The sequence below is a fragment of the Streptomyces johnsoniae genome (assembly GCF_031845565.1).
Classification (GTDB): Bacteria; Actinomycetota; Actinomycetes; order Streptomycetales; family Streptomycetaceae; genus Streptomyces; species Streptomyces johnsoniae.
The window spans coordinates 13,146-37,804 of the sequence record NZ_JAVREV010000021.1; the positions used below are offsets into that span (position 1 = coordinate 13,146).

The window sequence follows — 24,659 nt, forward strand, 5'->3', positions numbered from 1 at the left end:
CGCCGCGCCGCGCCGCGCCGCGCCGCGCCGCGCCACGCCGCGCCACGCCACGCCGGAGCGGCGTGGCGCGGCGCGCGTTCACCGGTCGGCGCGGACCCGTTCCCCGGCGTCCCCGGCGTCCGTGGCGGGCGGCGGCACGTGCTCGTGCAGCCCGAACCGCCGGTGCACGCGCCGAAGTCCCGGCGGCAGCCACCAGATCGCGCGCCCGCCGAGCCGCATCGTGGCGGGCAGCAGCACGCCGCGGATGAGCGTCGCGTCCATCAGCACCGCCAGCGGCAGCCCGACGCCCATCGCCATCATGAACGAGATGTCGGAGATGAGGAACGCGAGGAACACCACGGACAGCGCCGCCGCCGCGGCGGTGACGATGCGCCCGATGCGTTCGAGCCCCACGGCGACCGCGGCCGTCGGGTCGCCGGTGTGCTCGTACTCCTCCCGGATGCGGGACAGCATGAACACCTGGTAGTCCATGCCGAGCGCGAACGCGACGGCGAACAGCAGCACCGGCACCGTGCCGACGACATCGCCCGTGGTGGTGAACCCGAGCAGCCCCGACAGGTGCCCGTCCTGGAATCCCCACACCAGGGCGCCGAACGTGGCGGTCAGGCCGAGGCCGCTGAGCAGCATCGCGAGGAAGGGCAGCAGCACGCTGCCGGTGAGCAGGAACAGCAGGACCACCATGGTCACGGCGAGGGTAAGACCGGCGACCGGCAGGCGGTCGAGGATGCTGTCGATGCCGTCCATGTTGACGGCCGTCTGCCCGCCGACCAGCGCCTCGCCGGGGGCGGGCAGGTCCCTGATCTCGCGGACCAGCTCCTCGCCGGCCGCGGTGCCGTTCGGCTCGGGCACCACGGACAGGTGAACGCCCCCGCCGTCCCGCGCGGCGAAGTCCTCGTGCCGCGCGCCTGGGGGCGCGGCCTCGGCGCCCTGCGCGTAGGAGCCGGTGACGGTGTCGACGCGGGCCACGCCGGCCAGGGCGGAGATGTCCGCGGCGTAGGCGGGCACCTCGCCGGAGTCCGCGGGCGTGCCGGGGAGCACCACGTTCAGCGCCTGGCTCTCGCCGGAGTCGAACTCGGCGCGCAGCGTCTCGGCGACCTGCCGCCCGGCGGAGGACTCCGGCAGGCCGCGCTCGTCGGCGGTGCCCATCTTGATGCCGAGGAACGGGCTGCCGAGCAGCAGCAGGACGAGGACGCCGAGGGTGGCCACCGGGACCGGGCGGCGCATGACGAACGAGGCCAGCCGGTGCCAGAAGCCGTTCGCCACGTCCCCGGCCGCGCCCGGGGCGGCCGCCGCCGCGCCGCGGCGCCGGAAGAGGCGGCCCGCCTCGACGCGCGGCCCGAGCAGCGCCAGCAGCGCGGGCAGCACGGTCAGCGTGACGACGGCGGTCAGCACGGCGACGGCGATGCCCGCGTACGCCATGGACCGCAGGGCCAGCAGCGGGAACCAGGCGAGGCCGGCGAGGGTCACCGCGACGGTGACGGCGGAGAAGACGACGGTGCGGCCCGCGGAGAGCATCATGACGCGGATGGCCGCGGCCGGTTCGCGCCCGGCGGCCAGCTCCTCGCGGTAGCGGTTGACCATCAGCAGGCTGTAGTCGACGGCCAGGCCGAGGCCGAGCAGGGTCACGACGTTGACGGCGAAGACCGACAGGTCGGTGACGCCGGCCAGGGCCCACATCATGCCCATCGACAGCATGATGGTGAGGGCGCCGACGATGAGCGGCAGCGCGGCGGCGACCAGGCTGCCGAAGATCAGCACCAGGATCACCAGCAGGATCGGGAACGCGAGCATCTCGCCGCGCACGGCGTCCCGTTCGCTCAGCTCGCCCAGCTCCCGGTTGATCATGGCGGTGCCGCCGATCTCCACGTGCAGGCCCCCGGCCTGCTCGCCCTCGAAGTGGGGCTCCAGCTCGGTGAGCCGCTCGCCCGCCTCGGTGTCGTCGCCCTCGACGGCGGCCAGGATCAGCGCCTTGTCGCCGTTCTCGGCGCGCAGTTGCGGGGCGCGGTCGGCCAGCCAGTAGGAGAAGACCTCGGCGACGCCGTCCTCCTCGGCCAGCCGGCGGCTCAGCTCCTCGCCCGCGGCGGCGGTGGCGGGATCGTCCACACTGCCCCGCGCCCTGACCAGCAGGGCCAGGTTCATGTCCTCGCGGCCGAAGTCCTCGGCGAGCACGTCGGCGGCCCGGCCCGACTCGGCGCCGGGGTCGTCGAACCCGCCCGCCTTCATCTTGTCGAACAGCGTGGCGCTCAGGGCGCCGCCGACCAGGGCGAGCAGGACGGCGACCAGGAGCACCACTCTGCGCCGTCGCAGCAGGAGCCCGGTGAGGTTCGCCAGCATCGTTCCATCTCCCTCGCATCGCGGTGTGTGTCCGCCGCAAGCCAGGACGGAGCGGGGGGCGCCGGATGTGACATCGGGAGGAGTACCGCGAGGACGCGGCGGGAAGAAATTCCTCGCCACCGGAGAGGGGGCTGAGCACGGGCTGTCCGAACGGCCCGCGCATCCGGCGGGACTTCCACCTGCCCTGGAGCAGCCCCATGTCCATCCCCATGCCCACCTTCATGTCCGCGCTCATCCGCATGCCGCGGAGATCCGGCCTGGTCCTGTCCGTTCTCCTCGCCGTCTTCCTGACCCTGGCGGCCAGGCCCGCCCAGTCCGCCGAGCCGGTGCGGATCATGCCGCTCGGCGACTCGATCACCGGCTCGCCCGGCTGCTGGCGCGCCCTGCTGTGGCAGGACCTGACCGCGGCGGGACACACCGGGATCGACTTCGTCGGCACCCAGGCCCCGCAGGGCTGCGGGTTCGCCTACGACGGCGAACACGAGGGCCACGGCGGCATCCTGGCCACCAACATGGCCGATCAGAACCAGCTGCCCGGCTGGCTGGCGCAGACCTCGCCGGACGTGGTGCTGATGCACCTGGGCACCAACGACGTGTGGAGCAACCGTTCGACGGACGCGATCCTCGCGGCCTACACCACGCTCGTCGGGCAGATGCGCGCCGAGAATCCGCAGGTGACCGTCCTCGCGGCGCAGATCCTGCCGATGGCGCCCAGCTCGTGCGGCGCGTGCGGACAGCGGGTGATCGACCTGAACGCGGCGATCCCGGGCTGGGCGGCGGAGTTGAGCACGGCGCGGTCACCCGTCGTCGTGGTCGACCAGTGGACCGGTTTCTCGACCGCGACGGACACGGGGGACGGCGTCCACCCGAACGACGCGGGCACCAGGAAGATCGCCGACCGCTGGTTCCCCGCGCTCTCCGCGGTACTGGCCGGAACGGCCTGACGCGGCCCGCGCCGCCGGCCCGCGGCCTCAGGTCGGCGGCCTCAGGTCGGCGGCGGGGCCGGCGGGGGAGCGGGCTGCGGGCGCGGCTCCGGGTGATCGGGGCCCGGCGGCGTCGGCGGCACCGGATCGGGCTCCGGCGGCGGCATCGGCTCGGGCGGGGGCCCTGGCGGCGGTGCGGGCGGCGGCCCGGGCACGGGGCCCGGCGAAGGGCCGGGCCCCGGCCCGCCCGGATCGGGCGGCGGGGTGGGCGTCGGCGGTACCGGATCGGGCGGCTGCGGTGTGACCATCGGGGCGCTCTCCCGTGGACGGCTTGCGGAAACGACAAGGACGCCACGGGTGCCCGCCCGCCCCGCACCCGAAACGGGCCGCCGCGCTCAGACCCGCACGAGCTTTTCGAACAGGAACTCGTGCTTGAGGAACGAGACGTCGTACTCGTGCCCCGGATAGGGCGGGATCAGCTGCGCGGCCTGGATCAGCCGCCAGCCGTCCCGCAGGGCCGCGACCCCGTCCGGGTAGGGCGGTTCGTCGCCGTCGCCCGTCGTCGGCGTGGTGGTGCCCGTTCCGTCGTAGCGGGCCCAGCCGACGGTGCCGCTGTCGAGCGCCGAGGTGGAGAGGTACAGGACGAGCACCTGCTGCCGCAGCGTGCCGGTGGCTGCGGGGGTTTCCGCGGTGGTCATGGGAGACGGTCCTTCCTGAACGGTGATTTCCCGGAACGTGCGGAACGTGCGGAACATGCGGAACGTGCGGGGTCAGGCGTCGGCCGGCTGGCGTTCCGGCCGGTTGCTGACCCGGGTCACCCAGTGGTCGAGGTCGAAGTCGTCCTCGCCGGTCAGGGCACGCCACAGCCGGACCCGGTTGTGGAATTCGAGCCGCCCGGTCGCCTGCTCGTACCAGGGGAACTGCGCGCGCAACTCCTCGGCCACCGCCGGGTCGTCGAGGTCGGCGGTGTTCCACAGCAGCCGCTGCCGCACCACCGGGTTGAAGCGGATCTTGAACATGTAGCGCCGCTCCGTGCCCTCGTTCCGCCGCCCGCCGTGCCACAGGCCGTGGTGCAGGATCAGCACCGTGCCCGCCGGGCAGGTCAGCCGGTGCTGGCCGCGCAGGTTCTGGTAGCGGCCGGTGTCGGTCTCGTTCGTGCGCCGCAGATGGCTGCCCGGCACGATCAGCGTGCCGCCCGCCCGGAGCGTGACCTCCCGCGGGTAGTACATGAGCTGCACGTCGAACGCGTCGGGCCGCACGTCGATGATCGCGTCGCCGTGCAGCGGCTGGGCCGAGCCCTCGCCGGGCTCGCGCACGTGCACCGCGTGGTGGTCCACGTGCGGCGCCGGGCCGACCAGGCTGTGCAGCGCGCCGGCCACCGCGGGCACCCCGATCAGCCGCGCGGGCAGGGAGCCGGGCGGGAACGCCTCCGCCACCGGGGTGCCGTAGGGGACGGCTGGGATGCCGGCGGACAGCACGTCCACCGCGTCGGCGTTCAGCTCCTCGGGCACCACGGCGTCGAGCCGCACGAAGCCGTGGGCCACGAAGCGGGCCATCTGGACGGAGGTCAGCAGGTGCTCGGGTGCGGGACGGTTGCTCATCTTTCCCTCCAAGTGGTTGCTGCTGACCAACGGTAGAAGCGAAGGCCCAGCGTGCACATGGGTACTGCTCACCACTACTGGTAACTTTTCACCATGCAACGCTTCCAGATCCGGCTTGGCGAGCCGCCGCGCGTGGAGGGGATCGGTGTCGGCGTGCACGGCACGGCGAGCCTGCACGACACCTTCCGGCTGCCGGATCTGTGGCAGCTGCACCTGTACCGGTACACGGCCCGCCTCACCGTCGACGACACCGTGTACACCGTCAGGCCCGGCTGGGTCAGCCTCGTCCCGCCCGGCACCCTCGTGCGCTACCACTACCGCGGGCGGTCCGAGCACCTCTACGCGCACCTGCGGACGGCCCGCACCGGCGAGCGGCACACGCTGCCCGCGGTGCAGGACGCGGGGACGCGGACCACCGCGCTCTCCGACCAGCTCCTGCGGGCCATCGCGGCCCGCCCGCGCACCCCGGCGCGCACCGTCGCCGAGGTGTGGTCCGCGCTGTGGGGCATCGCGGACCTGCCCGCCCAGTACGGCGCGGACGGCGCGGACGGCGGCCACCCGGCGGTCGCCGCGGCCGTCGCCCATATCGAGGCGCACCTCGCCGAGCCGCTCACCGTGCCGGGACTGGCCCGGGCCGCGGACGTCTCGCACAACCACCTGACGCGCCTCTTCCGCGCCGAGACCGGCGACACGGTGGTCGCCTACCTCAGGCGCCGCCGCATGGAGCGCGCGGGTCACCTGCTGCGGGACACGACGCTGCCCATCGCGTCGGTGGCCGCGTCCGTCGGCATCGGCGACCTCCAGGCGTTCAACAAGATCTGCCGTCGCGAGCTGGGTGCCTCCCCGCGGGCCGTGCGCGCCGCCGCCCGCCGCGGCCCCGCGTCCGGGTGAGGCGCGCGGTGCCCGGCGTTCACCCGGGCCCGGGGCCCGGCTCCCGCGCGTCCGAAGGCAGCTGCCACCACCAGGCCACGGCAGGCAGCGGCAGAGGGCCCTCGTCCCGGCCCGGCGGGGTGCCGGTCAGGCGCACCCGGCCCGCGGCCGGCGCGCCGGCCGGCCGGTGGCGCGCGGAGCGCACCGACCAGTCGAGGTTGCCGCGCACCCAGGTGCCCAGGCCCCCGAGGTAGCGCCGCACCGGGTCCGCTGCCACCGGCTCGGCCCGGGTGCGCACCGCCTGGAACCGCTGCATCACCCGGTCCCGCGCGGCCACCGCACGCGCCAGCGCCTCGGCGGGCGGGCAGCCGTACTCGTGTCCCGTGACGTCCACCAGATTGGGCCGGGGGGCGGCGCGGTGCCGCTCCTCGTGCCGCGCGGCGACGATGTCGTTGTCCCAGCACACCAGCACGGCGCACATCTCGGTCAGGGCCCTGACCTCCGCCCGCCCGGCGTCCGCGGGCGGCAGCTCGTAGCCCTCCACGACGTCCATCAGCGTCACGCAGGCCGTCACGGCGCCGGAGCGCAGCCGGTGGGACGCGTAGTCGTTCAGCGAGGGCGGCGGGGCCGCGCGCCCGCGCGCGCTCTCCCGCGCCCTGCCGGTCAGGAAGTGCCCGGTCGCCGCGACCCAGCGGTCCAGCTGCACCGGGGTGGCCAGCGCCTGCACCCGCAGTCTGATCTCCCGCAGCGCCCGCGCCCACCGGTCGCCGCCGGGGCCCGCGCACGGCGTGTCAAGCACCCGCAGGAGCGGGGCGCAGACCGCGGGCGCCGCCGCCTCGCCCTCCTTCCCCAGTGCGTCGTCGAGGGCGTCGTCGAAGGCGAACAGCCACATCTGGAAGTCGGCCGACAGCCGAACGCCCTCGGCGGAGCCGCGCGGCAGCACGCGCGCCGACAGCTCGCCCGCGCGCGCCCCGGCCAGCCTGGCCCGGCCGGCTTCGTCCGCGAACAGGCCCCAGGAGCCGAGCCAGGCGCGGCACTCGGCCTCGATCCGCTCGGCCTGCGGATGCACGGCCGGGGCGATCGGGCAGTACAACACGGGTCCGTCGGCGGCGGGTTCGCGCACGCGGCTGTCCTCCCGGGGTCGGGTCGGCTGCCTGCTTCGTGCCCCGCGCCGCCGCACGCGCACACCCCGAGCGCCCGGCGCGTGGTGGCGCGGCGGGGGGAGAACGGCGGCGCCGGAGCGGGTGAATGGCGCCGCACCACCCGCACCATCCCAACGAGCGATGTCGTCAACTTTGCGCGTATGGAATTACCTCGACCGTGGATATCGGCGATGCGTGCTGACGAATTCGATAAGAAAATAATACATTGCTGGGGTGAATGCGGCGCGGAACGGTCCACATGTTCGTACGCCTCGGGGATCTGCCGCCAGGACAGGGCGTCACACCACCGCCTTTGCGGCGGAATTCGCCGGAAACGGGCCGGATGTGTCACCCCTGTGTCAGCCCGCCCAGCAGCGGAGAAGACCACGTTGCACGTCACTGGGGCGCCGGTAATAATGACGGCAATAAGGCTGCCCAGAAGCCAGGCGAAAAAGCGGATGCGCGCGTTCGAAACCCCACACGTCCTGCACTTGGAGTGCCATGGCGCCCGTCTCAGCAAATTATCCACTTGTCATCGGTGTCAGTCCCTTCGGGGAGCCTGATGCCCGGCTCACCGCCGCCGTCTGCCGGGCCGGCGGGCTCGGTGTGCTGGATCTGGGACTGGGTGACCGGCACGCGGCCGAGGCGCTTTCCAGACTCCGTTCCTGGGCGGGCGGCCCGTTCGGCGTCCGCGTCGGCGCGGATTGCGCGCTCGCCCCCGAGGACATGGGCGACCTCCCCGGCCTCACCGCCGTACTCGGCCACGGCGCGCCCTGGCACCCGGCGGACCTGCCCGCCGGATGGCGCGTGCTCGCCGAGGTGACCAGCGCGGCCGAGGCCGCGTCCGCCGTCAACGCCGGCGCACACGGACTGATCGCGCGCGGCAGCGAAAGCGGCGGCCGCGGCGGCTCGTTGAGCACCTTCACGCTGCTCCAGCAACTGCTCGTCCGCGAGGCCCCCGGCGTCCCGGTCTGGGCCTGCGGCGGGATCGGCCCGCACACGGCCGCCGCGGCGGTGGCCGGGGGCGCCGCCGGAGTCGTGCTGGACACCCAACTGGCGCTGCTCGCCGAGTCCGAGCTGCCCGAGCACCTCGCCGCCGTCGTCCGCCGCCTCGACGGCACCGAGACCACGGTGACCGCGGACGGCCACCGGGTGCTGCACCGCCCCGGGCCCGGCGGGCCCGCCGGGCCGCCGCTGCCCGTCGGCCAGGACGGTTACCTCGCCGCCCGGTTCGCGGACCGGTGGGGCACCGCGGCCCGCGCCGTCGCCGCCGTCTCCTCGGCCGTCACCGCCACCTTCCGCGACGACGCCCCGGCCCGCGCGCTGCGCCCCGGCTCCCCCATGAGCCGCGCCCTCGGCACCGAACTGCCCATCGCGCAAGGGCCGATGACGCGTGTCAGCGACCGTCCTGGATTCGCCGCCGACGTGGCGGCCGAGGGCGGCCTGCCGTTCCTCGCCCTCGCCCTCGCCACCGGCGAGCAGACCCGCGACATCCTGACCGCCACCCGCGCCGCCCTCGGCGACCGGCCCTGGGGCGTGGGGCTGCTCGGCTTCGCCGACGAGGAGATCCGCGCCGCGCAGCTCGCCGTCGTCCGCGAGGTGCGCCCCAGCCACGCCGTCATCGCGGGCGGGCGGCCCGCGCAGGCCGCCGACCTCGAAGCCGCGGGCGTCCGTACGTTCCTGCACGTGCCCACCCCCGGGCTGCTGCGGCAGTATCTGGCCGCGGGCAGCCGCAGGTTCGTCTTCGAGGGCTCGGAGTGCGGAGGCCACGTCGGCCCGCTGACCAGCTTCGCCCTGTGGGAGGCGCAGCTCGCCGTCCTGACCGGCTTCCTCGACGAGCCGGGCCGCGCGCCGGAGGACGGCGGTGGCATCGAGGTGCTGTTCGCGGGCGGCATCCACGACCAGCGCTCCGCCGCCATGGTCGCCGCACTCGCCGCGCCGCTCACCGCACGCGGCGTTGCGGTCGGCGTTCTCATGGGCACCGCCTACCTCTTCACCGAGCAGGCGGTCGCCCGCGGCGCGATCGGCCCGGTCTTCCAGCGGCAGGTCCTCACCGCCGGTTCCACCGCGCTCCTCACCACCGCGCCCGGGCACGCCACGCGGTGCGTGACCAGCCCGTTCACCGGCGAGTTCGACGCCGCGCGGCAGGCGCTGCGCGCGGCGGGCGTGCCCGAGCGCGAAGCCTGGCCCGAGCTGGAGAAGCTGAACCTCGGGCGGCTCCGCATCGCCAGCAGGGGCGTCGAGCGCGTCGGCGCCGAGCTGGTCCCCGCCTCGGAGGAACGGCAGCTGGCCGCCGGGATGTTCATGGCCGGCGAGGTCGCCGTGCTGCGCGCGCGGACCACCACCGTCGGCGAGCTGCACCGGGCCGTAGGCCCGGGCGCCGCCGAGCACTTCGCGGCGCGGGCCGCCGCGCTGCGCGCCTCGGCCGACCCGGCCCAGGGCGCCGCCGAGCCGCCCGCCCCACTGGACATCGCCGTCGTCGGCATGTCCTGCATGTTCCCCGACGCCGCCGACCTCGGCACCTTCTGGGCCAACGTGCTCGGCGGCCACGACGCGGTGACCGAAGTGCCCGGCGAACGCTGGGACCCGCGCGTCTACTACCGGGCGGACGGGGCCGGGGACGGAGACGGGAGCGGGGACGGAGACGGGAGCGGGGACGGGACCCACCCGACGAGTCCTTCCAAGTGGGGCGGGTTCCTGCCGCGTATACCCTTCGACCCGCTGGCCTACGGCATCCCGCCGGCCGCGCTCGGCAGCATCGAGCCGGTCCAGCTGCTCGCCCTGGAGGCGGCACGCCGCGCCCTGGACGACGCGGGGTACGACGCGCGCCCGTTCGACCGCTCCCGCACCTCGGTGATCTTCGGCGCCGAGTCCGGCAGCGACCTGTCCCAGGCGGCGGCGCTGCGCACCGTCCTGCCGTCCTACCTGGCGGAGCTGCCCCCGGGGCTCGCCGAGCAACTGCCGCCGCTCACCGAGGACTCCTTCCCCGGCATGCTGGCCAACGTCATCGCGGGCCGCATCGCCAACCGCCTCGACCTCGGCGGCGCCAACTACACCGTGGACGCGGCCTGCGCCTCCTCGCTCGCCGCCGTCGACGCCGCCTGCAAGGAGCTGGCCGCCGGATCGAGCGACGCGGTGCTGTGCGGCGGCGCCGACCTGCACAACGGGATCAACGACTACCTCATGTTCGCCTCGGTGGGCGCCCTTTCGCCCACCGGCCGCTCCCGCACGTTCGACGCCGGGGCCGACGGCATCGCGCTCGGGGAAGGCGTCGCCTGCGTCGTACTCAAACGCCTCGCCGACGCCGAGCGCGACGGCGACCGCGTCTACGCCGTGATCAAGGGCGTCGGCGCGTCGAGCGACGGCCGCGCCCGCGGACTGACCGCGCCGCGGCCCGAGGGGCAGCGCGCCGCGCTGCGCCGCGCCTACCGCGCCGCGGGCGTCTCGCCCGCCGACGTCGGCCTGGTGGAGGCGCACGGCACCGGCACCGTGGTCGGCGACCGCACCGAGCTGACCGTGCTCACCGAGGAGTTCGCCGAGGCCGGGGCCCGGCCCGGCAGCTGTGCGCTCGGTTCGGTCAAGTCGCAGATCGGGCACACCAAGTGCGCGGCCGGTCTGGCCGGGCTCATCAAGACCGCGCTCGCCCTGCACACCGGCGCCCTGCCCCCGACGGGCAACCTGACGCGGCCCAACCCGGCCTGGGAGCGCGAACGCAGCCCGTTCGTCTTCCACACCGCGCCGCGCCCGTGGCCGCTGCCCGCGGCCGAACGGCTGGCGGGCGTCAGCGCGTTCGGCTTCGGCGGGACCAACTTCCACGTGGTGCTCGGCGGCCACGGCGCGCCGCCGCCCCCGCACGGCTGCGAGGTGTGGCCCGCCGAGCTGTTCACCTTCCGCGGCCACGACCGCGCCTCGGCCGCGCGCGAGGCCGAACGGCTGCTCGCCGCCCTGGAGACGGGCCACGCCCCGCTGGCGCGCCTCGCGCGGGACACCGCCCGCCGTTCCGACGCCGCGGGCGGCACGGTGCACATCGCCGTGGTCGCGGGCAGCACCGGCGAGCTGGCCGCGGCCCTGCGCAAGGCGCTGGCCGGCGGCCACGACCCGGCCCTCGGCATCCACCTTGCGCCCGAGCGGCCCGAGACGCCGGAGACGCCGGAGACGCCCGAGCCGCCGGGCCGGGTCGCGTTCCTCTTCCCCGGCCAGGGCAGCCAGCGGCCCGGCATGTTCGCCGAGCTGTTCCTCGCGTTCCCCGAAACGCAGCGCCACCTCGGCCTGCTGCCGGGGCTCGCCGACATCCTGTACCCGCCCGCCGCGTTCGACGAGGACACGGCGGAACGGCAGCGGGCCGCCGTCACCGACACCCGCGTCGCCCAGCCGGCCCTCGGCGCCGTCGGCCTCGCCGCGTTCGACCTGCTCGGCCGCGCCGGTATCCGGCCCGACCTGGCGGGCGGCCACTCCTACGGCGAGCTGGTGGCGCTGTGCGCGGCCGGCGCGCTGAGCCCCGCCGACCTGCTGCGGCTCAGCGGCCTGCGGGCCGGGGCGCTCCTCGCCTCGGCCGCCGGGGACCCGGGCGCCATGGCCGCCGTGCCGGCGTCCGCCGCCGAGGTCGAACGGCTCCTCGCCGACGGGGCCGCGGCGCGGGACGGGCACGTCGTCCTCGCAGGCGACAACGCGCCGGACCAGTGCGTCATCTCCGGCGGGACCGCCGCGGTCGCCGAGGCCGTGGCGGGGCTGCGCGCCGCGGGCCTCAAGCCCAGGCCGCTGCCCGTGGCCTGCGCCTTCCACAGCCCGCTGATGGCGGACGCGGGACCGGAGTTCGCCCGCGCGCTGGCCGGATACCGCTTCCGCACCCCGGAGTTCCCCGTGTGGGCCAACCGCACGGCCGCCGCCTACCCGGCGGCGGGCGAGGCCATCCGCGCCGAGCTGGCCGCCCAACTCAGCGCGCCCGTGCGGTTCGTGGCGCAGGTCGAGGCCATGTACGCCGCCGGGGCCCGGGTGTTCGTCGAGGCGGGGCCGGGCGCCGTCCTCACCGGCCTGGTGCGCAAGATCCTCGCCGGCCGCCCGCACCACGCCGTCGCCGTCGAGCCGCGGCCCGACGCCGGGCTGCGCGGCCTGCTGAGCGCGCTCGCCGAGCTGGCCGTCGCCGGTCTTGACGTGCGCACCGGCTGGCTGTTCCACGGCAGGGGCGGCGCGCCCGCGCCCGAGCGGGTACCCGGCTGGCTGGTGGACGGGCACCTGGTGCGCACGGCGGACGGCGAGCCGCTGGCCGGCGGGCTGCGTCCGGCCCGGCGTGTTCCCGCCGCCGCGCCCGGGACCGGCGAGCCGGCCGCACGGGACGCGCTGGTCACGCAGTTCCTCACCACCACCAGGGAGTTGGTCGCGGCCCAGCGCGATGTGCTCCTGTCCTACTTCGGCGGTGCCGCGCCGCCAGGCGCGCTCCCCGAGTCGGGCCCCGCGCCGTCCGCGCCGTCCGCGCTGCCCGCCCTGAGCGCCGACGCGCCCGTTCCCGTGACGCCCGCCGCCCCGGCGGGCGCGGCGCCCGCGGCCCCCGCGTCGGAGGCCGCCGCGCGACCGGCCGCCAGCACGCTGGACACCGTGCTCGACGTCATCAGCGAACGCACCGGCTACCCCGTGGACATGCTGGACCCGGCACTCGACCTGGAGGCCGACCTCAGCATCGACTCCATCAAACGCACTGAGATCGCGGGCGAGTTGGCCGCGCGGCTCAGCGGCCCTGGCGCGGCGCCGCTGACGGACGCAGAGGTCGACCGGCTCTCCGGCGCCCGCACCGCGGCGGCCATCGCCGACTGGCTGGCCGGGCGCACCGCCGCACCCGTGCCCGCGCAGCGCTCGGCCGAGCCGCGGCCGGATGTGCCGCGCGGCACCGCGCCGAAGCGGCTCGTTCCGCACCGCGTGCCGCTCGCCGCGCAGCCGGAGCCGGGGGACCTCGCGGGGCGGCGCTTCGCCCTGCTCGGCGAGGGGCCGCACGCGGAAGCCCTCGCCGCCGCACTCGCCGCCCGCGGCGCCCAGCCCCTGCCGCGGGCGGCGGGACACCTGCTGTCCGAGCGCGAAGGCCCGCTGGACGGCGTGCTGTTGCTCGGGCCGCTCGCGGACGGGGCCGAGCGCCCGCCGCTGCCCGCCGCGTTCCCCGTGATCAGGGCGGCCCTGCGGCTCGGCCCCGCGCGGCTGCTGTGCGTGCGCCCGGCCGAGAGCCGGGCCACCGGCCTCGACGGGCTGCTGCGCACCGTGGCCCGCGAATACCCCGGGACCCTGGCGCGCGTGGTCGGCATCGATCCGGCCGCGCCCGCGGAGGCGACCGCCGCGCTGCTGCTCGGCGAGCTGGCCGACGCGGACCGCGCCCCCGTCGTCCTGCACACGCCCGCGGGGCGGCAGGGCTGCGCGACCGTGCCGTCCGCGCTGACGCCGCCCCCGGGGCGTTCGGCCGCGGCCGACGGCGCGGCGCTCGGCCTCGGCCGCGACGCGGTGGTGCTGCTCGCGGGCGGCGCCCGCGGCATCACCGCGCACGTCGCCACCGCGCTCGCCGCGGCCACCGGCTGCCGGATCGAGCTGCTGGGCCGCACCCCGCAGGCCGCGGGCCCCGAGGCGGCGGACACGGCGCGGGCCGCGGACCGCACGGCGCTGCGCGCCGCACTCGCGGCCCGCGGCGGCCACGACCCGGCCGCGATCGAGCGCGAGGCCGCGCTGATCCTGGCCCAGCGGGAGATCGCCGCGACCCTCGCCGAGCTGAACGCGCGGGGCGCCGAGGCCCGTTACCAGTCCGCCGACCTGCTGGACCCGGAGTCGGTGCGGCAGGCCGTCAAGGCGGTGCACACGCGCCACGGGCGGCTGGACGGCGTGGTGTGCGCGGCCGGGGTCATCGAGGACCGGCTGATCGACCAGAAGACCCCCGAATCCTTCGCCCGGGTCTTCGCCACCAAGGTGGACGGCGCGCGAACGCTGCTCGACGCGGTGGCCCAGCTGCCCCAAGTGCCGCGGTTCGCCGTCCTGTTCGGCAGCGTCTCCGCCGTGCTGGGAAACCGGGGGCAGGCCGACTACGCCGCGGCCAACGACGCGCTCGAAGGCGTCGCCGCCGCCTGGGCGGCCCGCACCGGGGCGCGCGCGCTGACCGTTCACTGGGGGCCGTGGGCGCCGTCCGCGGCGCATCCGGGGATGGTCTCTCCCGAGCTGGGGCGGGACTACGCGCGGCGCGGTGTCGGCCTCATCGAGCCGGACGAAGGCGCGCGGGCCCTGCTCGACGAGCTGGCCTGGGGCGATCCGGCGCAGGCCACCGTCGTGTACAGCGCGGCGGACGGGTGGGGCGCGTGACGGCGGCGCGGGGGGCGGTCCCCACGGTCCCCACGGTCCCCCCGGTCGCCGTCGTCGGCATGGCGGCGATGCTGCCCGGCGCGCCCGATCTGGAGACCTACTGGCGGAATCTGGTCGCGGGCACCGACGCCATCACCGAAGTGCCGGGCGAGCGCTGGGACCCGGCCTACTACCCGGACCCGGTGTACTGCCGGCGCGGCGGCTTCGTCGACGAGTTCGCCGAGGTGGAGGTCACCCGGTTCGGCATCATGCCGGGCGCGGTGTCCGGCACCGAGCCCGATCAGCTGATCGCGCTCTCGGTCGCCGCCGACGCCCTCGCGGACGCGGGCGGCCCCGAGCGGCTGCCCGACCGCGACCGCGTGGGCGTGATCCTGGGGCGCGGCGGCTACCTCTCGCCCGGCCTGGCCCGCCTCGACCAGCGGCTGCGCACCGCGCACCAGCTCACCCGCACCCTGCGCGAGCTGCTGCCCGAGCTGGGCGACGAGCAGCTGAGCCGGGTGCGTGCCGCCTTCGAGGAACGGCTCGGGCCGCACCGCCCCGAGCACGCGATCGGCCTCGTTCCCAACCTCGCGGCCTCGCGGCTCGCGGGCCGCCTCGACCTGCGCGGCCCGGCCTACACGGTGGACGCGGCCTGCGCGTCCGCGCTGATCGCGGTGGACCAGGCGATCGCCGCGCTGGCCTCCGGCGCGTGCGACGTCATGCTCGCCGGGGGCGTGCACCACTGTCACGACATCACCCTGTGGAGCGTGTTCGCCCAGCTGAAGGCGCTCTCGCCGAGCCAGCGCATCCGCCCGTTCCACGCCGGGGCCGACGGCCTGCTCATCGGCGAGGGCACCGGCGTCGTGGTGCTCAAGCGGCTGGCCGACGCCCGGCGCGACGGCGACCGGGTGTACGCCGTCATCCGCGGCTCCGGGGTCGCGGGCGACGGCCGGGCCGGGGGCCTGGTCAGCCCGGACCCGGGCGGCCAGGCCCGGGCCGTGCGGCTGGCCTGGCGCGCCGCGGGCCTCGACCCCCGCGCGCCGGGCGCGCTGGGGCTGATCGAGGCGCACGGCACCGCGACGCCCGCCGGGGACGCCGCGGAACTGGCGACGCTGGCCGAGGTGTTCGGCCCGCCGGGCGCGGGTGACGCGCCCGTCATCGGCTCGGTGAAGTCGATGATCGGCCACCTCATGCCCGCGGCCGGGGCGGCGGGCCTGATCAAGGCGGCGCTGGCCGTGCACCGCGCGACGCTGCTGCCCACGCTGCACTGCGACGAGCCGCATCCGGCGCTCGCGCGGACCGTGTTCCGGCCGCTGGCGGGCGCGGCGCCCTGGGAGGGCGGCCCGCGCCGCGCCGCGGTGAACGCGTTCGGCTTCGGCGGGATCAACGCGCACCTCGTGCTGGAACAGGACCCGGACGCCCCCGACGGCCGGGCCGCCGCGGGCGCGGGCGCCGCGCCCGCGGCCGTGCGCGAGCCGGAGCGGGTGCTGCGGCTCGCCGCCGCGGGACCGCGGGGGCTGGCGGAGCTGCTCGACGCGGACGACGCCGCGGTCCGCGCCCTGCCGCGGCCGCCCGCCGCCGCGCCCGCGGCCGAGGGCGAGAGCCGGCTCGGTCTCGTCGAGCCGACCGCGAAGCGGCTCGCGCTCGCCCGCCGCGCGGTCGCGCGCGGCCGGGCCTGGCGCGGCAGGGACGACGTGTGGTTCAGCCCGCGGCCCCTGCTCGGCGGCCCGCGGCCCGGCCTGCTGGCGTTCGTCTTCCCCGGTCTTGAGGCCGAGTTCGAGCCGCGCGGGCTCGCGGAGGTGGCCGAGCGGTTCGGTCTCGCGCTGTCGGCGCGCGCCGCCGCGGACACCGGTGACACCGTGCGGCAGGGCCTCGGCGTGCTGTCGGTCGGCGGGCTGATCGAGGCGGCGCTGCGGCGGATGGGTGTGGCGCCGGACGGCGTGGCCGGGCACAGCGTCGGCGAGTGGTCCGCGATGGTCGCCGGCGGGCTGTACGGGCGCGAGCAGTCCGACCGGCTGCTCGCCGCGTTCGACCCGGACTCCCTCGTGGTGCCCGGTCTGGTGTTCGCGGTGCTCGGCACCGCGGCTGACCGGGTGACCGAGGCGCTGGCCGGCCGGCCGGACATCGTGCTCAGCCACGACAACTCGCCGCATCAGACGATGGTCTGCGGTCCCGAGCCGGCCGTGGCGGAGCTGGTGCGGTGGTTCCGCGCGCGGCGGGTCCTGGGGCGGGTGCTGCCGTTCAGGTCCGCCTTCCACACGCCGATGCTCGCGCCCTTCCTGGCGCCGCTCGCCGCGAGCGCGGAACGGCTGGAGGTGCTGCCCGCGGCGCTGCCGGTGTGGTCGGCCACGACCGCCGCGCCGTTCCCGGCCGATCCGGCGGCCGTGCGGGAGCTGTTCCTGCGGCACCTGCTTGAGCCGGTGCGGTTCCGGCCGATGATCGAGGCGATGCACGCGGCGGGCTACCGGGTGTTCGTGCAGGCGGGCACCGGGCAGCTGGCCTCGCTGATCGACGACACGCTGACCGGCCGCCCGCACCTGACCGTGGCCGCCAACTCCCCGCACCGCGGCGGCCTCGCGCAGCTGCGCCGCGTCGCGCTCGCGCTGTGGACGGAGGGTTCGCCCGCCGCGGCGGAGGCCGAGCCGGGCCCCGCGGCACAGTCGGCGCGCGCTCCCGCGCCGCGCGCCGCCATGCCGCCGGCGCGGCTGCCGCTCGGCGGCCCGCTCGTCTCGCTGCGCGCGGAGGACCGCGCGGCCCTCGGCGCCGCGCTGCGGTGCGCGCTGGCCGACGGCGCGGCCCGGGCCCGGGCCGGGGCCGCGGGGCCGGGGCCGGCCGAGACGGCCGAGACGGCCGAGTCGGCCGAGTCGGCCGAGTCGGCCGAGCTGGCCGGACTGCGCGACCTGGGCGAACGGGTCCCCGCCGCCAGGGAGTTGGCCGCGCTGCTCGCCGAGACCGCCGGTGCCGCGACCCGCGTCATCACCGCGGCCCGCGCGCCGCGGCCACCCGCGGCGCCGCTGCGCAGCACGCTGCGGATCTCCACCCGCACCATGCCCTACCTGCTCGACCACTGCTTCTTCGCGCAGCCGCCCGGCTGGCCCGACATCGCCGACCGGCGGCCCGTGGTGCCCGCCACCACCATCGTCCAGCACATGCAGGACGCCGCGGAACGGGCGGCGCCCGGCCGCCGCGCGACGGCGCTGCACGGGGTGCGGTTCGACCAGTGGGCGGACGCCCTGCCGGAAGCGACCGCCGACATCACCGTCACGCCCGGCGCGGGCGGCGCGTTCACGGTCGCCTTCGGCGCGTACGCGCGCGCCCGTGTCACCGTCGCGGCGCACCACCCCGCGCCGCCCGCCCCCTGGCCCGCGCCCGCCCCCGGCACGGAACACCCCTGTGCGCACGGCCCCGCCGACCTGTACGCGGACCGCTGGATGTTCCACGGCCCCGCGTTCCAGGGCGTCACCCGCCTCGCCGGCACCGGGGAACGGCACATCCGCGGCACCATCACCGCGCCCGCCGCGCCGGGCGCGCTGCTGGACAACGTCGGCCAGCTCCTCGGGTACTGGCTGATGGCGACCAGGCCGGGCCGGGCCATCGTCTTCCCGGTGCAGATGGACGCGATCCGCTTCCACGGGCCGCAGCCCCCGCCCGGCACCGACGTGGAGTGCACCGTCCGCGTCACCGGCCTCGACGAGACGTCCGTGACCGCCGACGTCCAGCTGACCGTGGGCGGCCGGGTGTGGGCGGAGATCGACGGGTGGCGCGACCGCAGGTTCGCCGGGCCGCTCTCGCTGCGCTCCGGCGGCTACCCGGAGCGGCGCCCGCTGGCGCGGCAGCAGCCGGGCGGCTGGTGGCTGCTGACGGACCAGTGGCCCGATCTGGCCTCGCGGGAGCTGGTGATGGGCACCCAGCTCGGCAGCGAGGAACGGGCCGCCTACGCCCTGCGCCCCCCGCGCGGGCGCAGGGAGTGGCTGCTCGGCAGGATCGCCGCGAAGGACGCGGTGCGCGGGTGGCTGTGGCGGCACGGCGAGGGCGACGTCTTCCCCGCGGAAATCGGCATCGGGAACGAGCCGACCGGTCGGCCGTTCGCCACCGGCAGGCACGGCCGGGCGCTGCCGCCCCTCGACCTGTCGCTCGCGCACCGCAAGGACGTGGCCGTCGCGCTCGTCCGCACCGCGGGCGCGGGCGCTGGCATCGACGTGGAGCTGATCGCGCCGGACACCGAGCGCGCCGTCGCGGTGGCGCTCGGCCGGGACGAACGCGCGCTGCTGGACGCGTGCGCCGCCGGGGGCGCCGAGCCGGGCGACGCGTGGTTCGCGCGGTTCTGGGCCGCGAAGGAGGCCGCGGCCAAGGCCGAGGGCACCGGATTCCGCGGCCGCCCGCGGGACTTCGCCGTCGTCGAGGCGGCGCGGGACGAGCTGGTCGTGGCCACCGGCACGGGCCGCCACCGGGTGCGCTGCACCGGCGTCACGCACGGGGCGAGGGCCTACGCCGTCGCCTGGACCGTACCCAACGAGCACGAGGAGAAGAGCGAGTGAGCGTCGTACAGCCGGTCGCGACCAGGGAGGCCGTGCTGGCCACGATCGCCGGGATGATCATCTCGATCCTCGGCGACGACGAGACGGGCGATGCGGAGGGGACGGGCGATGCGGAGGGGACGGGCGATGCGGAGGGGACGGGCGATGCGGAGGGGGCGGGCGAGCCGGGCGACTCGGGCGAGGCAGGGGACCTGGGGTTCGAGATCGGCATGGACACCAGCCTCGGCGAGGACCTGATGCTGGAGAGCATCGACCTGGTCGCCCTCTCCGAGCGCCTGGCGGACCGGTACGGGGAGCGGGTCAACCTCGCCGAGCTGATCGCGGGGATGGAGCTGGACGAGCTGATCGAGCTGACCGTGGGCCGGCTCGTCGACCACGTGCTCGGCGGCATCGAGCCGGCCGGGGAGCGCTGAGCGGTGCCGATGGTCGAGGCCAACGGCGTGACGCTGAACGTGGTGCGGCTGCCCCCGCGGCAGGCCGCGGCGGAGCGGCCGGCGCCGGTCGTGGTGTTCCTGCACGGCGCGTTCATCGACAGCCTGGCCAGCTTCTACTTCACGCTCGGCCCCGCGTTCGCCGCGCGGGGCTGCGAGGCCGTCATGTACGACATGCGCGGGCACGGGCGCAGCGAGCGGCCGCGTTCCGGATACACCGTGCAGGACTTCGGCGCCGACCTGCGGGCGCTGCTGAGGCGGCTCGGCGTCACCCGGCCCGTTCACCTGGTGGGCAATTCCTTCGGCGGCACCGTGGCGCTCGACCACGCGCTGCGGTGGCCGGGGAGCACCGCCTCGGTGCTGGTCATCGAGTCGGGTCCGGCGACCGAGCAGTGGGCGGCGACGATGCGCGCCGCGCTGCGCGACACCACGGGGGGCGGGCTCGACGCCGGGTCGCTCTCGCGGTTCGTGGAGCTGTACGGGATGGTCTCGTCCACCAGGAGCGGGCCGCGGCAGGAGGCGCGCATCGAGCGGCTCGGCCGGTCCGCGGGGCGGCTGATCGGCTCGACCACCATCGTGCAGGACATCACGGCGGGCCGGCCGGTGACGGAGGAGGAGATCCGTGCCGTCGACTGCCCGGTGCTGCTGGTGAACGGCAGCCGGGGTCTCGTCGGCCCGCAGTCGGCGTGGCTGGCCTCGGTGCTGCCGCGGGCGCGGATCGCCGAGGTCGCCGGGATGAAGCACTCGGTGCTGGTGGAGGCACCGGACGCGGTCGGCCGGCTCGCACTCGACTGGGTGCGGGAGCACACCGGTGCGGGCGGCGCGGTGCGCGGAGCGGGCCGATGAGCCGTTTCCTCTTCGTGGTGCCCCCGCTGGTGGGGCACGTGAATCCGGCCGTGGCGGTCGCGGGCGAGCTGGTGGCGCGCGGGCACACCGTGGCGTGGGCGGGCGAGCCGGGCCTGCTGGCGCGGCTGCTCCCGGACGGGGGCCGGGTGTTCGCCTGCGCGGTGCAACCGGACTGGTCGGCGCGGCCGGACGGGCTGCGCGGGGTGGCGGCGCTGAAGTTCCTGTGGGAACGCTGGTTCGGGCCGCTGGCCGAGGCGATGCTGCCGGGCGTGGCGGAGGCGGTGGAGCGGTTCCGTCCTGATCTGGTGGTGGCCGACCAGCAGACGGTGGCGGGCGCGCTGGCCGCCGAGCGCGCCGGGCTGCCGTTCGTGACGCTGGCGAGCACCTCGGGGGAGCTGACCGGTGCGGTGGGGCTGCCGAAGGTCGGCGCGTGGACCGGCGAGCTGCTGGCCGGGCTGCGGGCGCGGTTCGGCGACCCGGGGGCCGGGCACGATCCGCGGTTCTCGCCCTGGCTGACGATCGTGTGCTCCACGCCCGAGCTGGCCGGGCCCGTACCGCGGGACAAGGGGCCGCTGGCGTTCGTCGGGCCCGCGCTCGGCGCGCGCCCGCGCGACGCGGCGTTCCCGTGGGACTGGGTCGGGGAGGACGGGGGGCTGCCGCTGGTGCTGGTGACGCTGGGCACGGCGAACAGCGCGGCGGGTGCCCGGTTCCTCGGCGCGTGCGTGGCCGCCGTACGGGAACGGGCGGACCGACTGCGGGCGGTGGTCGCCGATCCGGGCGGGGTGCTCGGGCCGCCGTCGGCCGCCCCCGGCCTGCTGGTGCGGCCGGTGGTGCCGCAGCTGCCGCTGCTGGCCGGCGCCGCCGCCGTGGTCTGCCACGCCGGGCACAACACGGTGGCCGAGGCGCTGTGGCACGGCGTTCCGCTGGTCGTGGCGCCGATCCGGGACGACCAGCCGGTGATCGCCGGGCAGGTCACGGCGGCGGGGGCCGGGGTGCGGGTCAGGTTCGGGCGCAGCGGCCCGGAGACGGTCGGCGCCGCGCTGGACGCGGTGCTGTCGGGGCCCGGGTACGCCGCGTCGGCGCGCCGTATCGGCGCTTCCTTCCGGGCCGCGGGCGGTGCGGCGGCCGCGGCGGAACGGGTGGAGCAGGTGGAACGGGCGGAACGGCCGGAACGGGCGGAACGGGCGGAACGGGCGGAGAAGGTTGGCGGCGGGCACATGAGCGCCGCCGCTCCCGAGAGGTGAGGAGAGCCAGGAGATGACGCCGGACACGGAGCAGATCGCGCGGGCGCGCGCGGACTACCGCGAGGAGCTGGCCGGCGGGCTGGAGCCGTTCCTGCTGCCGCGCAGGACGGACTGCCCGTGGTGCGGGTCGGAACGGCTGACGTGCCGGGTGCGCACCCGCGACTGGTTCCAGAGAAAACCGGGGGAGTTCACGGTGGACCGGTGCGGGGCGTGCGGGCACGTCTTCCAGAATCCGCGGCTGAGCGAGGCGGGTCTCGCGTTCTACTACCGGGACTTCTACGACGGTTTCTGCGCCGACACCATCGGGCGGCTGTTCGAGAGCGCAGGCCCGCGGTTCCGCGCGAGTGTGGCGGCCGTGAGGCCGCATGTGACGCCGGGCACCTGGCTGGACGTGGGGACGGCGAACGGGGCCTTCCCCGCGGCGGCGCGGCGGATGCTGCCGGACACCGAGTTCCACGGTCTCGACATGGGCGAAGCCGTGCTGGAGGCGGAACGGTCGGGCCGCGTGGCGCGGGCGTTCCGCGGTTTCCTGACGGAGCTGGCGAGCACGGAGCTGGCCGGGGCCTACGACGTGGTGAGCATGTTCCACTACCTGGAGCACACGCAGGACCCGCGGCGCGAGCTGGCCGCCGCGCGCGCCGCGCTGCGGCCGGGCGGCCAGCTGGTGATCGAGGTGCCGGACCCGGAGTCGCTGTCGGCGCGGCTGTTCGGCCGGTACTGGATGCCGTGGTTGCAGCCGCAACATCTGAACCTCGTGCCCCTGGCCAACATGCGCAAGGAGCTGACCGGGCTCGGCTTCACGGTGCTCGATGTCCGCCCACGCCCCGCGCACGTGCGCGGGGACGTGATCGCCGCGTCCTGGTTCCTGCTGAACCGGGCGCTGCCGCGGGACGACGTGCCCTGGGACGCGCGCCGGCCGGGCGCGGCGGCGCGTTTCGTGCGCAAGGGCGGGGTGCTCGCCGCGCTGCCCGCGCTGGCCGTGGCGCAGGGTCTTGACGCGCTGCTGGCGGTGGCGGCCAGGCGCGGCAGGCTGTCGAACGCCTACCGGGTGATCGCCAGGCGCGGGGCGTGAGCCGGGACGTCGGGGCCTGTGGGGCTCAGTCGGCGGCTTCGATGAGGAACTGCTGATCGGCCGTGCCGACGCACGTCATCTGCGCGACCTCGGCGCCCTCCTCGTCGACCGGGCCGATGAAGCCGAGGCACTTGTCGCCGTGGGCGGGCATGATGCGGTAGCCGCCCGCGGTGGGTACGTCCATGGGCTCGATGACGAACCGCTGGTGCGGCAGGCCGTCGTTGCAATCGTGAGGCGCGAGCAGGCGGCCGTCCTCCTGGCCGCCCTGGTCGACGGTCAGGCAGCCGGGTCCGTGGTCGGGGTGGACGAACAGGAGCTGGTAGGTGCCTTCCGCCGCCTGTTGCAGGACGAGCCGTGGCGGGGCGGCCGTCGCGGTGGCGCATTCGCGCTGGACGAGCAGCGGCCGGTCGGTCCGCCCGTTGCGTTCGCGTCCTTCGGTCAGGCACATGCCGGTGTGGGCGGGGCGCAGCAGGACGTCGCCGAGGGGCGGGACGTGCTGGTCGGCGCTTTCGGGCGTCGGTTCGGCGACGGGGTCCCGCGACTCGTCGTCGGAGCCGACGGCGAGGACGCCGCCCAGCCCTGCGACGATCAGGCCGCCGGCCGCGGCGGCGGTGAGCAGGCGCCGCCGGTGGCGGCGGGCCGTCGGCGCCGCGGGCCGCGGCGGCTCGTCCGGCTCAGCCGGCTCGGCCGGCTCGGCTTCGGCTTCGTCGGGGTCTTCGGCTTCGTCTGGGGCTGCGGCGCCGATGGCGATGCGGGTGCGCGCCGCCAGCCACCGTTCCGCGTCCTCGCCGGTGCCGCCGCAGGCGCGGACCAGCCCGGTGACGACGGCGGCGCTGGGCAGCGAGGTGCGGGTCAGGCTGCCGGCGAGGGTGCTGGTCGGCAGGCTGTGGCCGACCGCCGCGGCGCGTTCCGTCAGCTCCCGGAAGGTCAGGCCCGACGCGTTCTTCAGCGCCCGGAGCGCGTCGATGAACTCCTCGGGCGTGGCGAGGCCCGCGGGGTCGTTCCTCCTGCGCTCTGGCCTCATGGCCGCTCCCCCTCTGTGCTGCTCGCGCGGAAGCTTCCCCCCAACCGGCGTTCCTGCCAAGCCGCGGGGTGCACTGTCGGCCATTCCGGGGGCGGCGCGGTCCGGTGCCCGGGCCGCGCCGCGGGTCCTGCCGGGCGTGCCCGGCAGGCCCGTGAACGGCCAGGACGCCCGCCCGCGCCCGCCCGCCTGCCGCGTTCGACGGAGCGGCGGCGGCACCGGGCGGGGCGGCGGGCACCGCCGGAATCAGGCCGGAACGAACGCGCCCGCGGCGGCCCCGCGGGCGGCGGCCTCGACGGTCTGGGCGAGGAGAACGGCGATGGTCATGGGACCGACGCCGCCGGGCACGGGGGTGATGAGACCGGCGCGCGCCGCCGCCGACTCGAAGTCGACGTCGCCGACGTTGCCCGGGTTGTAACCGGCGTCGATGACGACGGCGCCGGGCTTCACGTCCTCGCCGCGGATGAAACGGGGCCGGCCGACGGCGGCCACCAGGATGTCGGCCCGGCGCACGGCCGCCGCCAGGTCCTCGGTGCGGGAGTGACAGTACGTGACGGTGGCGTTCCGCTGGAGCAGTAGCATCCCGACTGGCTTGCCGAGGATCGCGCTGCGGCCGACGACGACGGCGTGCCGCCCGGCCGGGTCGACCTCGTACGCGTCCAGGTCCTGTCCTGTCGATCTTGTCGGATCAGCCCGCGGCTCCCCCAGACTCCGTCCGGGAGGTGCCCCCAGATGCGGTGCATCGCAAGGCGGAGTATCACAGCTCGTACTTGGCCGTACTTGCGTGATGCGACAACGCAGCGAGGTGCCGTAGCCGGCGTCGCGGGCCCGGCAAGATCGGCAGGACAGGGCCTGAGCCGCATGATGCCGCCCGGGGTCGCGGACAGGAATCCGGGCAGGCCGAAGGCCATGGCGGCGAAGGACCGCGTCGTGACGCCGTCCACGTCCTTGTGCGGGGCGATCGCCTCGAACGCGGCCCGTTCGTCGATGTGCGGGCCGACGGGGTGCTGGAGCAGGATTCCGTCGACGCCGGGGTCCTCGGACAGGCCGGTGAGGGTGTCCACCAGCTCCGCGGTCGTGGTGGCCGCGGGCAGCGCGACGAGGCGGGAGTCGATCCCGGCCTTCGCGCACCGGTTGCGCTTCATGCGGACGTAGGTCACCGAGGCGGGGTCCTCGCCGACCAGCACCGTGGCCAGGCACGGAGCCCGGCCGGTGCCGCGGGCGAAGTCGGCCGCGGCGGCGGCGCTCCGCTCGACCAGGTCCCGGGCGATGTGGGTGCCGGTCATGAGACGGGCGGTGGGGGCTGCGGACATGGGCCACTCCTGCACGGTCGTC

General features: G+C 76.4%; 13 protein-coding genes and 2 pseudogenes. 8 read left to right on the top strand and 7 right to left on the bottom strand.

What is annotated here, in order from left to right:
- Nucleotides 1–78: 78 nt before the first annotated feature.
- The gene (locus RM779_RS29060; protein WP_311620769.1) at nucleotides 79–2,334 is read right to left on the bottom strand and encodes an MMPL family transporter; all 2,256 of its coding nucleotides are present in this window, start codon (nucleotides 2,332–2,334) and stop codon (nucleotides 79–81) included.
- A 197-nt stretch (nucleotides 2,335–2,531) separates the two neighbouring features.
- Between RM779_RS29060 and RM779_RS29065 the strand changes: the two genes are divergently transcribed.
- Entirely contained in the window at nucleotides 2,532–3,278 is a 747-nt protein-coding gene (locus RM779_RS29065; protein ID WP_311620770.1) for an SGNH/GDSL hydrolase family protein, read from the top strand.
- Nucleotides 3,279–3,652: 374 nt separating this feature from the next.
- Here RM779_RS29065 and RM779_RS29070 read toward each other — a convergent pair whose 3' ends face one another.
- Nucleotides 3,653–3,955 carry a hypothetical protein gene (locus RM779_RS29070; protein ID WP_311620771.1) on the bottom strand — a complete coding sequence of 101 codons (303 nt, stop codon included), beginning with the start codon at nucleotides 3,953–3,955 and terminating at the stop codon, nucleotides 3,653–3,655.
- A gap of 72 nt (nucleotides 3,956–4,027) precedes the next feature.
- Nucleotides 4,028–4,858 carry a phytanoyl-CoA dioxygenase family protein gene (locus RM779_RS29075; protein ID WP_311620772.1) on the bottom strand — a complete coding sequence of 277 codons (831 nt, stop codon included), beginning with the start codon at nucleotides 4,856–4,858 and terminating at the stop codon, nucleotides 4,028–4,030.
- 93 nt (nucleotides 4,859–4,951) lie between these two features.
- Here RM779_RS29075 and RM779_RS29080 point away from each other — a divergent pair, with 93 nt between their 5' ends.
- The gene (locus tag RM779_RS29080) at nucleotides 4,952–5,749 is read left to right on the top strand and encodes an AraC family transcriptional regulator (protein ID WP_311620773.1); all 798 of its coding nucleotides are present in this window, start codon (nucleotides 4,952–4,954) and stop codon (nucleotides 5,747–5,749) included.
- Nucleotides 5,750–5,768: 19 nt separating this feature from the next.
- On the opposite strand, the gene RM779_RS29085 is transcribed toward RM779_RS29080, so the two are convergent.
- A complete protein-coding gene (locus RM779_RS29085) occupies nucleotides 5,769–6,851 on the bottom strand; it encodes a terpene synthase family protein (RefSeq protein WP_311620774.1) in 1,083 nt (360 codons plus the stop codon).
- A 520-nt stretch (nucleotides 6,852–7,371) separates the two neighbouring features.
- On the opposite strand from RM779_RS29085, the gene RM779_RS29090 reads away from it, so the two are divergent.
- The 6 genes from RM779_RS29090 to RM779_RS29115 are packed head-to-tail and all read left to right on the top strand — an operon-like array spanning nucleotide 7,372 to nucleotide 22,303.
- On the top strand, nucleotides 7,372–14,193 hold the full coding sequence (locus RM779_RS29090; protein WP_311620775.1) for an SDR family oxidoreductase: 6,822 nt from the start codon (nucleotides 7,372–7,374) through the stop codon (nucleotides 14,191–14,193).
- The gene (locus RM779_RS29095; RefSeq protein ID WP_311620776.1) at nucleotides 14,190–18,710 is read left to right on the top strand and encodes a polyketide synthase; all 4,521 of its coding nucleotides are present in this window, start codon (nucleotides 14,190–14,192) and stop codon (nucleotides 18,708–18,710) included. The genes RM779_RS29090 and RM779_RS29095 overlap by 4 nt, the downstream gene beginning before the upstream one ends.
- Nucleotides 18,707–19,123, top strand: coding sequence for a hypothetical protein (locus tag RM779_RS29100; RefSeq protein WP_311620777.1), 417 nt, complete (start codon nucleotides 18,707–18,709; stop codon nucleotides 19,121–19,123). Before RM779_RS29095 ends, RM779_RS29100 begins: the two co-directional genes overlap by 4 nt.
- Before the next feature lie 9 nt (nucleotides 19,124–19,132).
- On the top strand, nucleotides 19,133–19,987 hold the full coding sequence (locus RM779_RS29105) for an alpha/beta fold hydrolase (RefSeq protein WP_311620870.1): 855 nt from the start codon (nucleotides 19,133–19,135) through the stop codon (nucleotides 19,985–19,987).
- Complete coding sequence (locus RM779_RS29110) at nucleotides 19,984–21,231, top strand: glycosyltransferase (protein WP_311620778.1); 1,248 nt, start codon at nucleotides 19,984–19,986, stop codon at nucleotides 21,229–21,231. Before RM779_RS29105 ends, RM779_RS29110 begins: the two co-directional genes overlap by 4 nt.
- 13 nt (nucleotides 21,232–21,244) lie before the next feature.
- Nucleotides 21,245–22,303, top strand: coding sequence for a class I SAM-dependent methyltransferase (locus tag RM779_RS29115; protein ID WP_311620779.1), 1,059 nt, complete (start codon nucleotides 21,245–21,247; stop codon nucleotides 22,301–22,303).
- A 25-nt stretch (nucleotides 22,304–22,328) separates the two neighbouring features.
- Here RM779_RS29115 and RM779_RS29120 read toward each other — a convergent pair whose 3' ends face one another.
- The 3 genes and pseudogenes from RM779_RS29120 to RM779_RS29130 all read right to left on the bottom strand — a co-directional run.
- Entirely contained in the window at nucleotides 22,329–23,327 is a 999-nt protein-coding gene (locus tag RM779_RS29120) for an RICIN domain-containing protein (protein ID WP_311620780.1), read from the bottom strand.
- Nucleotides 23,328–23,570: 243 nt separating this feature from the next.
- Nucleotides 23,571–23,987: pseudogene (locus RM779_RS29125) on the bottom strand (bifunctional 5,10-methylene-tetrahydrofolate dehydrogenase/5,10-methylene-tetrahydrofolate cyclohydrolase); the annotation flags it as partial.
- A gap of 191 nt (nucleotides 23,988–24,178) precedes the next feature.
- Nucleotides 24,179–24,637: pseudogene (locus tag RM779_RS29130) on the bottom strand (tetrahydrofolate dehydrogenase/cyclohydrolase catalytic domain-containing protein); the annotation flags it as partial.
- Nucleotides 24,638–24,659: the final 22 nt, after the last annotated feature.

Excerpts from the sequence above, each read along its gene's own strand:
- RM779_RS29110 (WP_311620778.1), top strand. The coding sequence starts at position 19,984 with ATGAGCCGTTTCCTCTTCGTGGTGCCCCCGCTGGTGGGGCACGTGAAT.
- RM779_RS29105 (WP_311620870.1), top strand. The coding sequence starts at position 19,133 with ATGGTCGAGGCCAACGGCGTGACGCTGAACGTGGTGCGGCTGCCCCCG.
- RM779_RS29120 (WP_311620780.1), bottom strand. The coding sequence starts at position 23,327 with ATGAGGCCAGAGCGCAGGAGGAACGACCCCGCGGGCCTCGCCACGCCC.
- RM779_RS29070 (WP_311620771.1), bottom strand. The coding sequence starts at position 3,955 with ATGACCACCGCGGAAACCCCCGCAGCCACCGGCACGCTGCGGCAGCAG.
- RM779_RS29090 (WP_311620775.1), top strand. The coding sequence starts at position 7,372 with ATGGCGCCCGTCTCAGCAAATTATCCACTTGTCATCGGTGTCAGTCCC.
- RM779_RS29080 (WP_311620773.1), top strand. The coding sequence starts at position 4,952 with ATGCAACGCTTCCAGATCCGGCTTGGCGAGCCGCCGCGCGTGGAGGGG.
- RM779_RS29075 (WP_311620772.1), bottom strand. The coding sequence starts at position 4,858 with ATGAGCAACCGTCCCGCACCCGAGCACCTGCTGACCTCCGTCCAGATG.
- RM779_RS29060 (WP_311620769.1), bottom strand. The coding sequence starts at position 2,334 with ATGCTGGCGAACCTCACCGGGCTCCTGCTGCGACGGCGCAGAGTGGTG.
- RM779_RS29065 (WP_311620770.1), top strand. The coding sequence starts at position 2,532 with ATGTCCATCCCCATGCCCACCTTCATGTCCGCGCTCATCCGCATGCCG.
- RM779_RS29115 (WP_311620779.1), top strand. The coding sequence starts at position 21,245 with ATGACGCCGGACACGGAGCAGATCGCGCGGGCGCGCGCGGACTACCGC.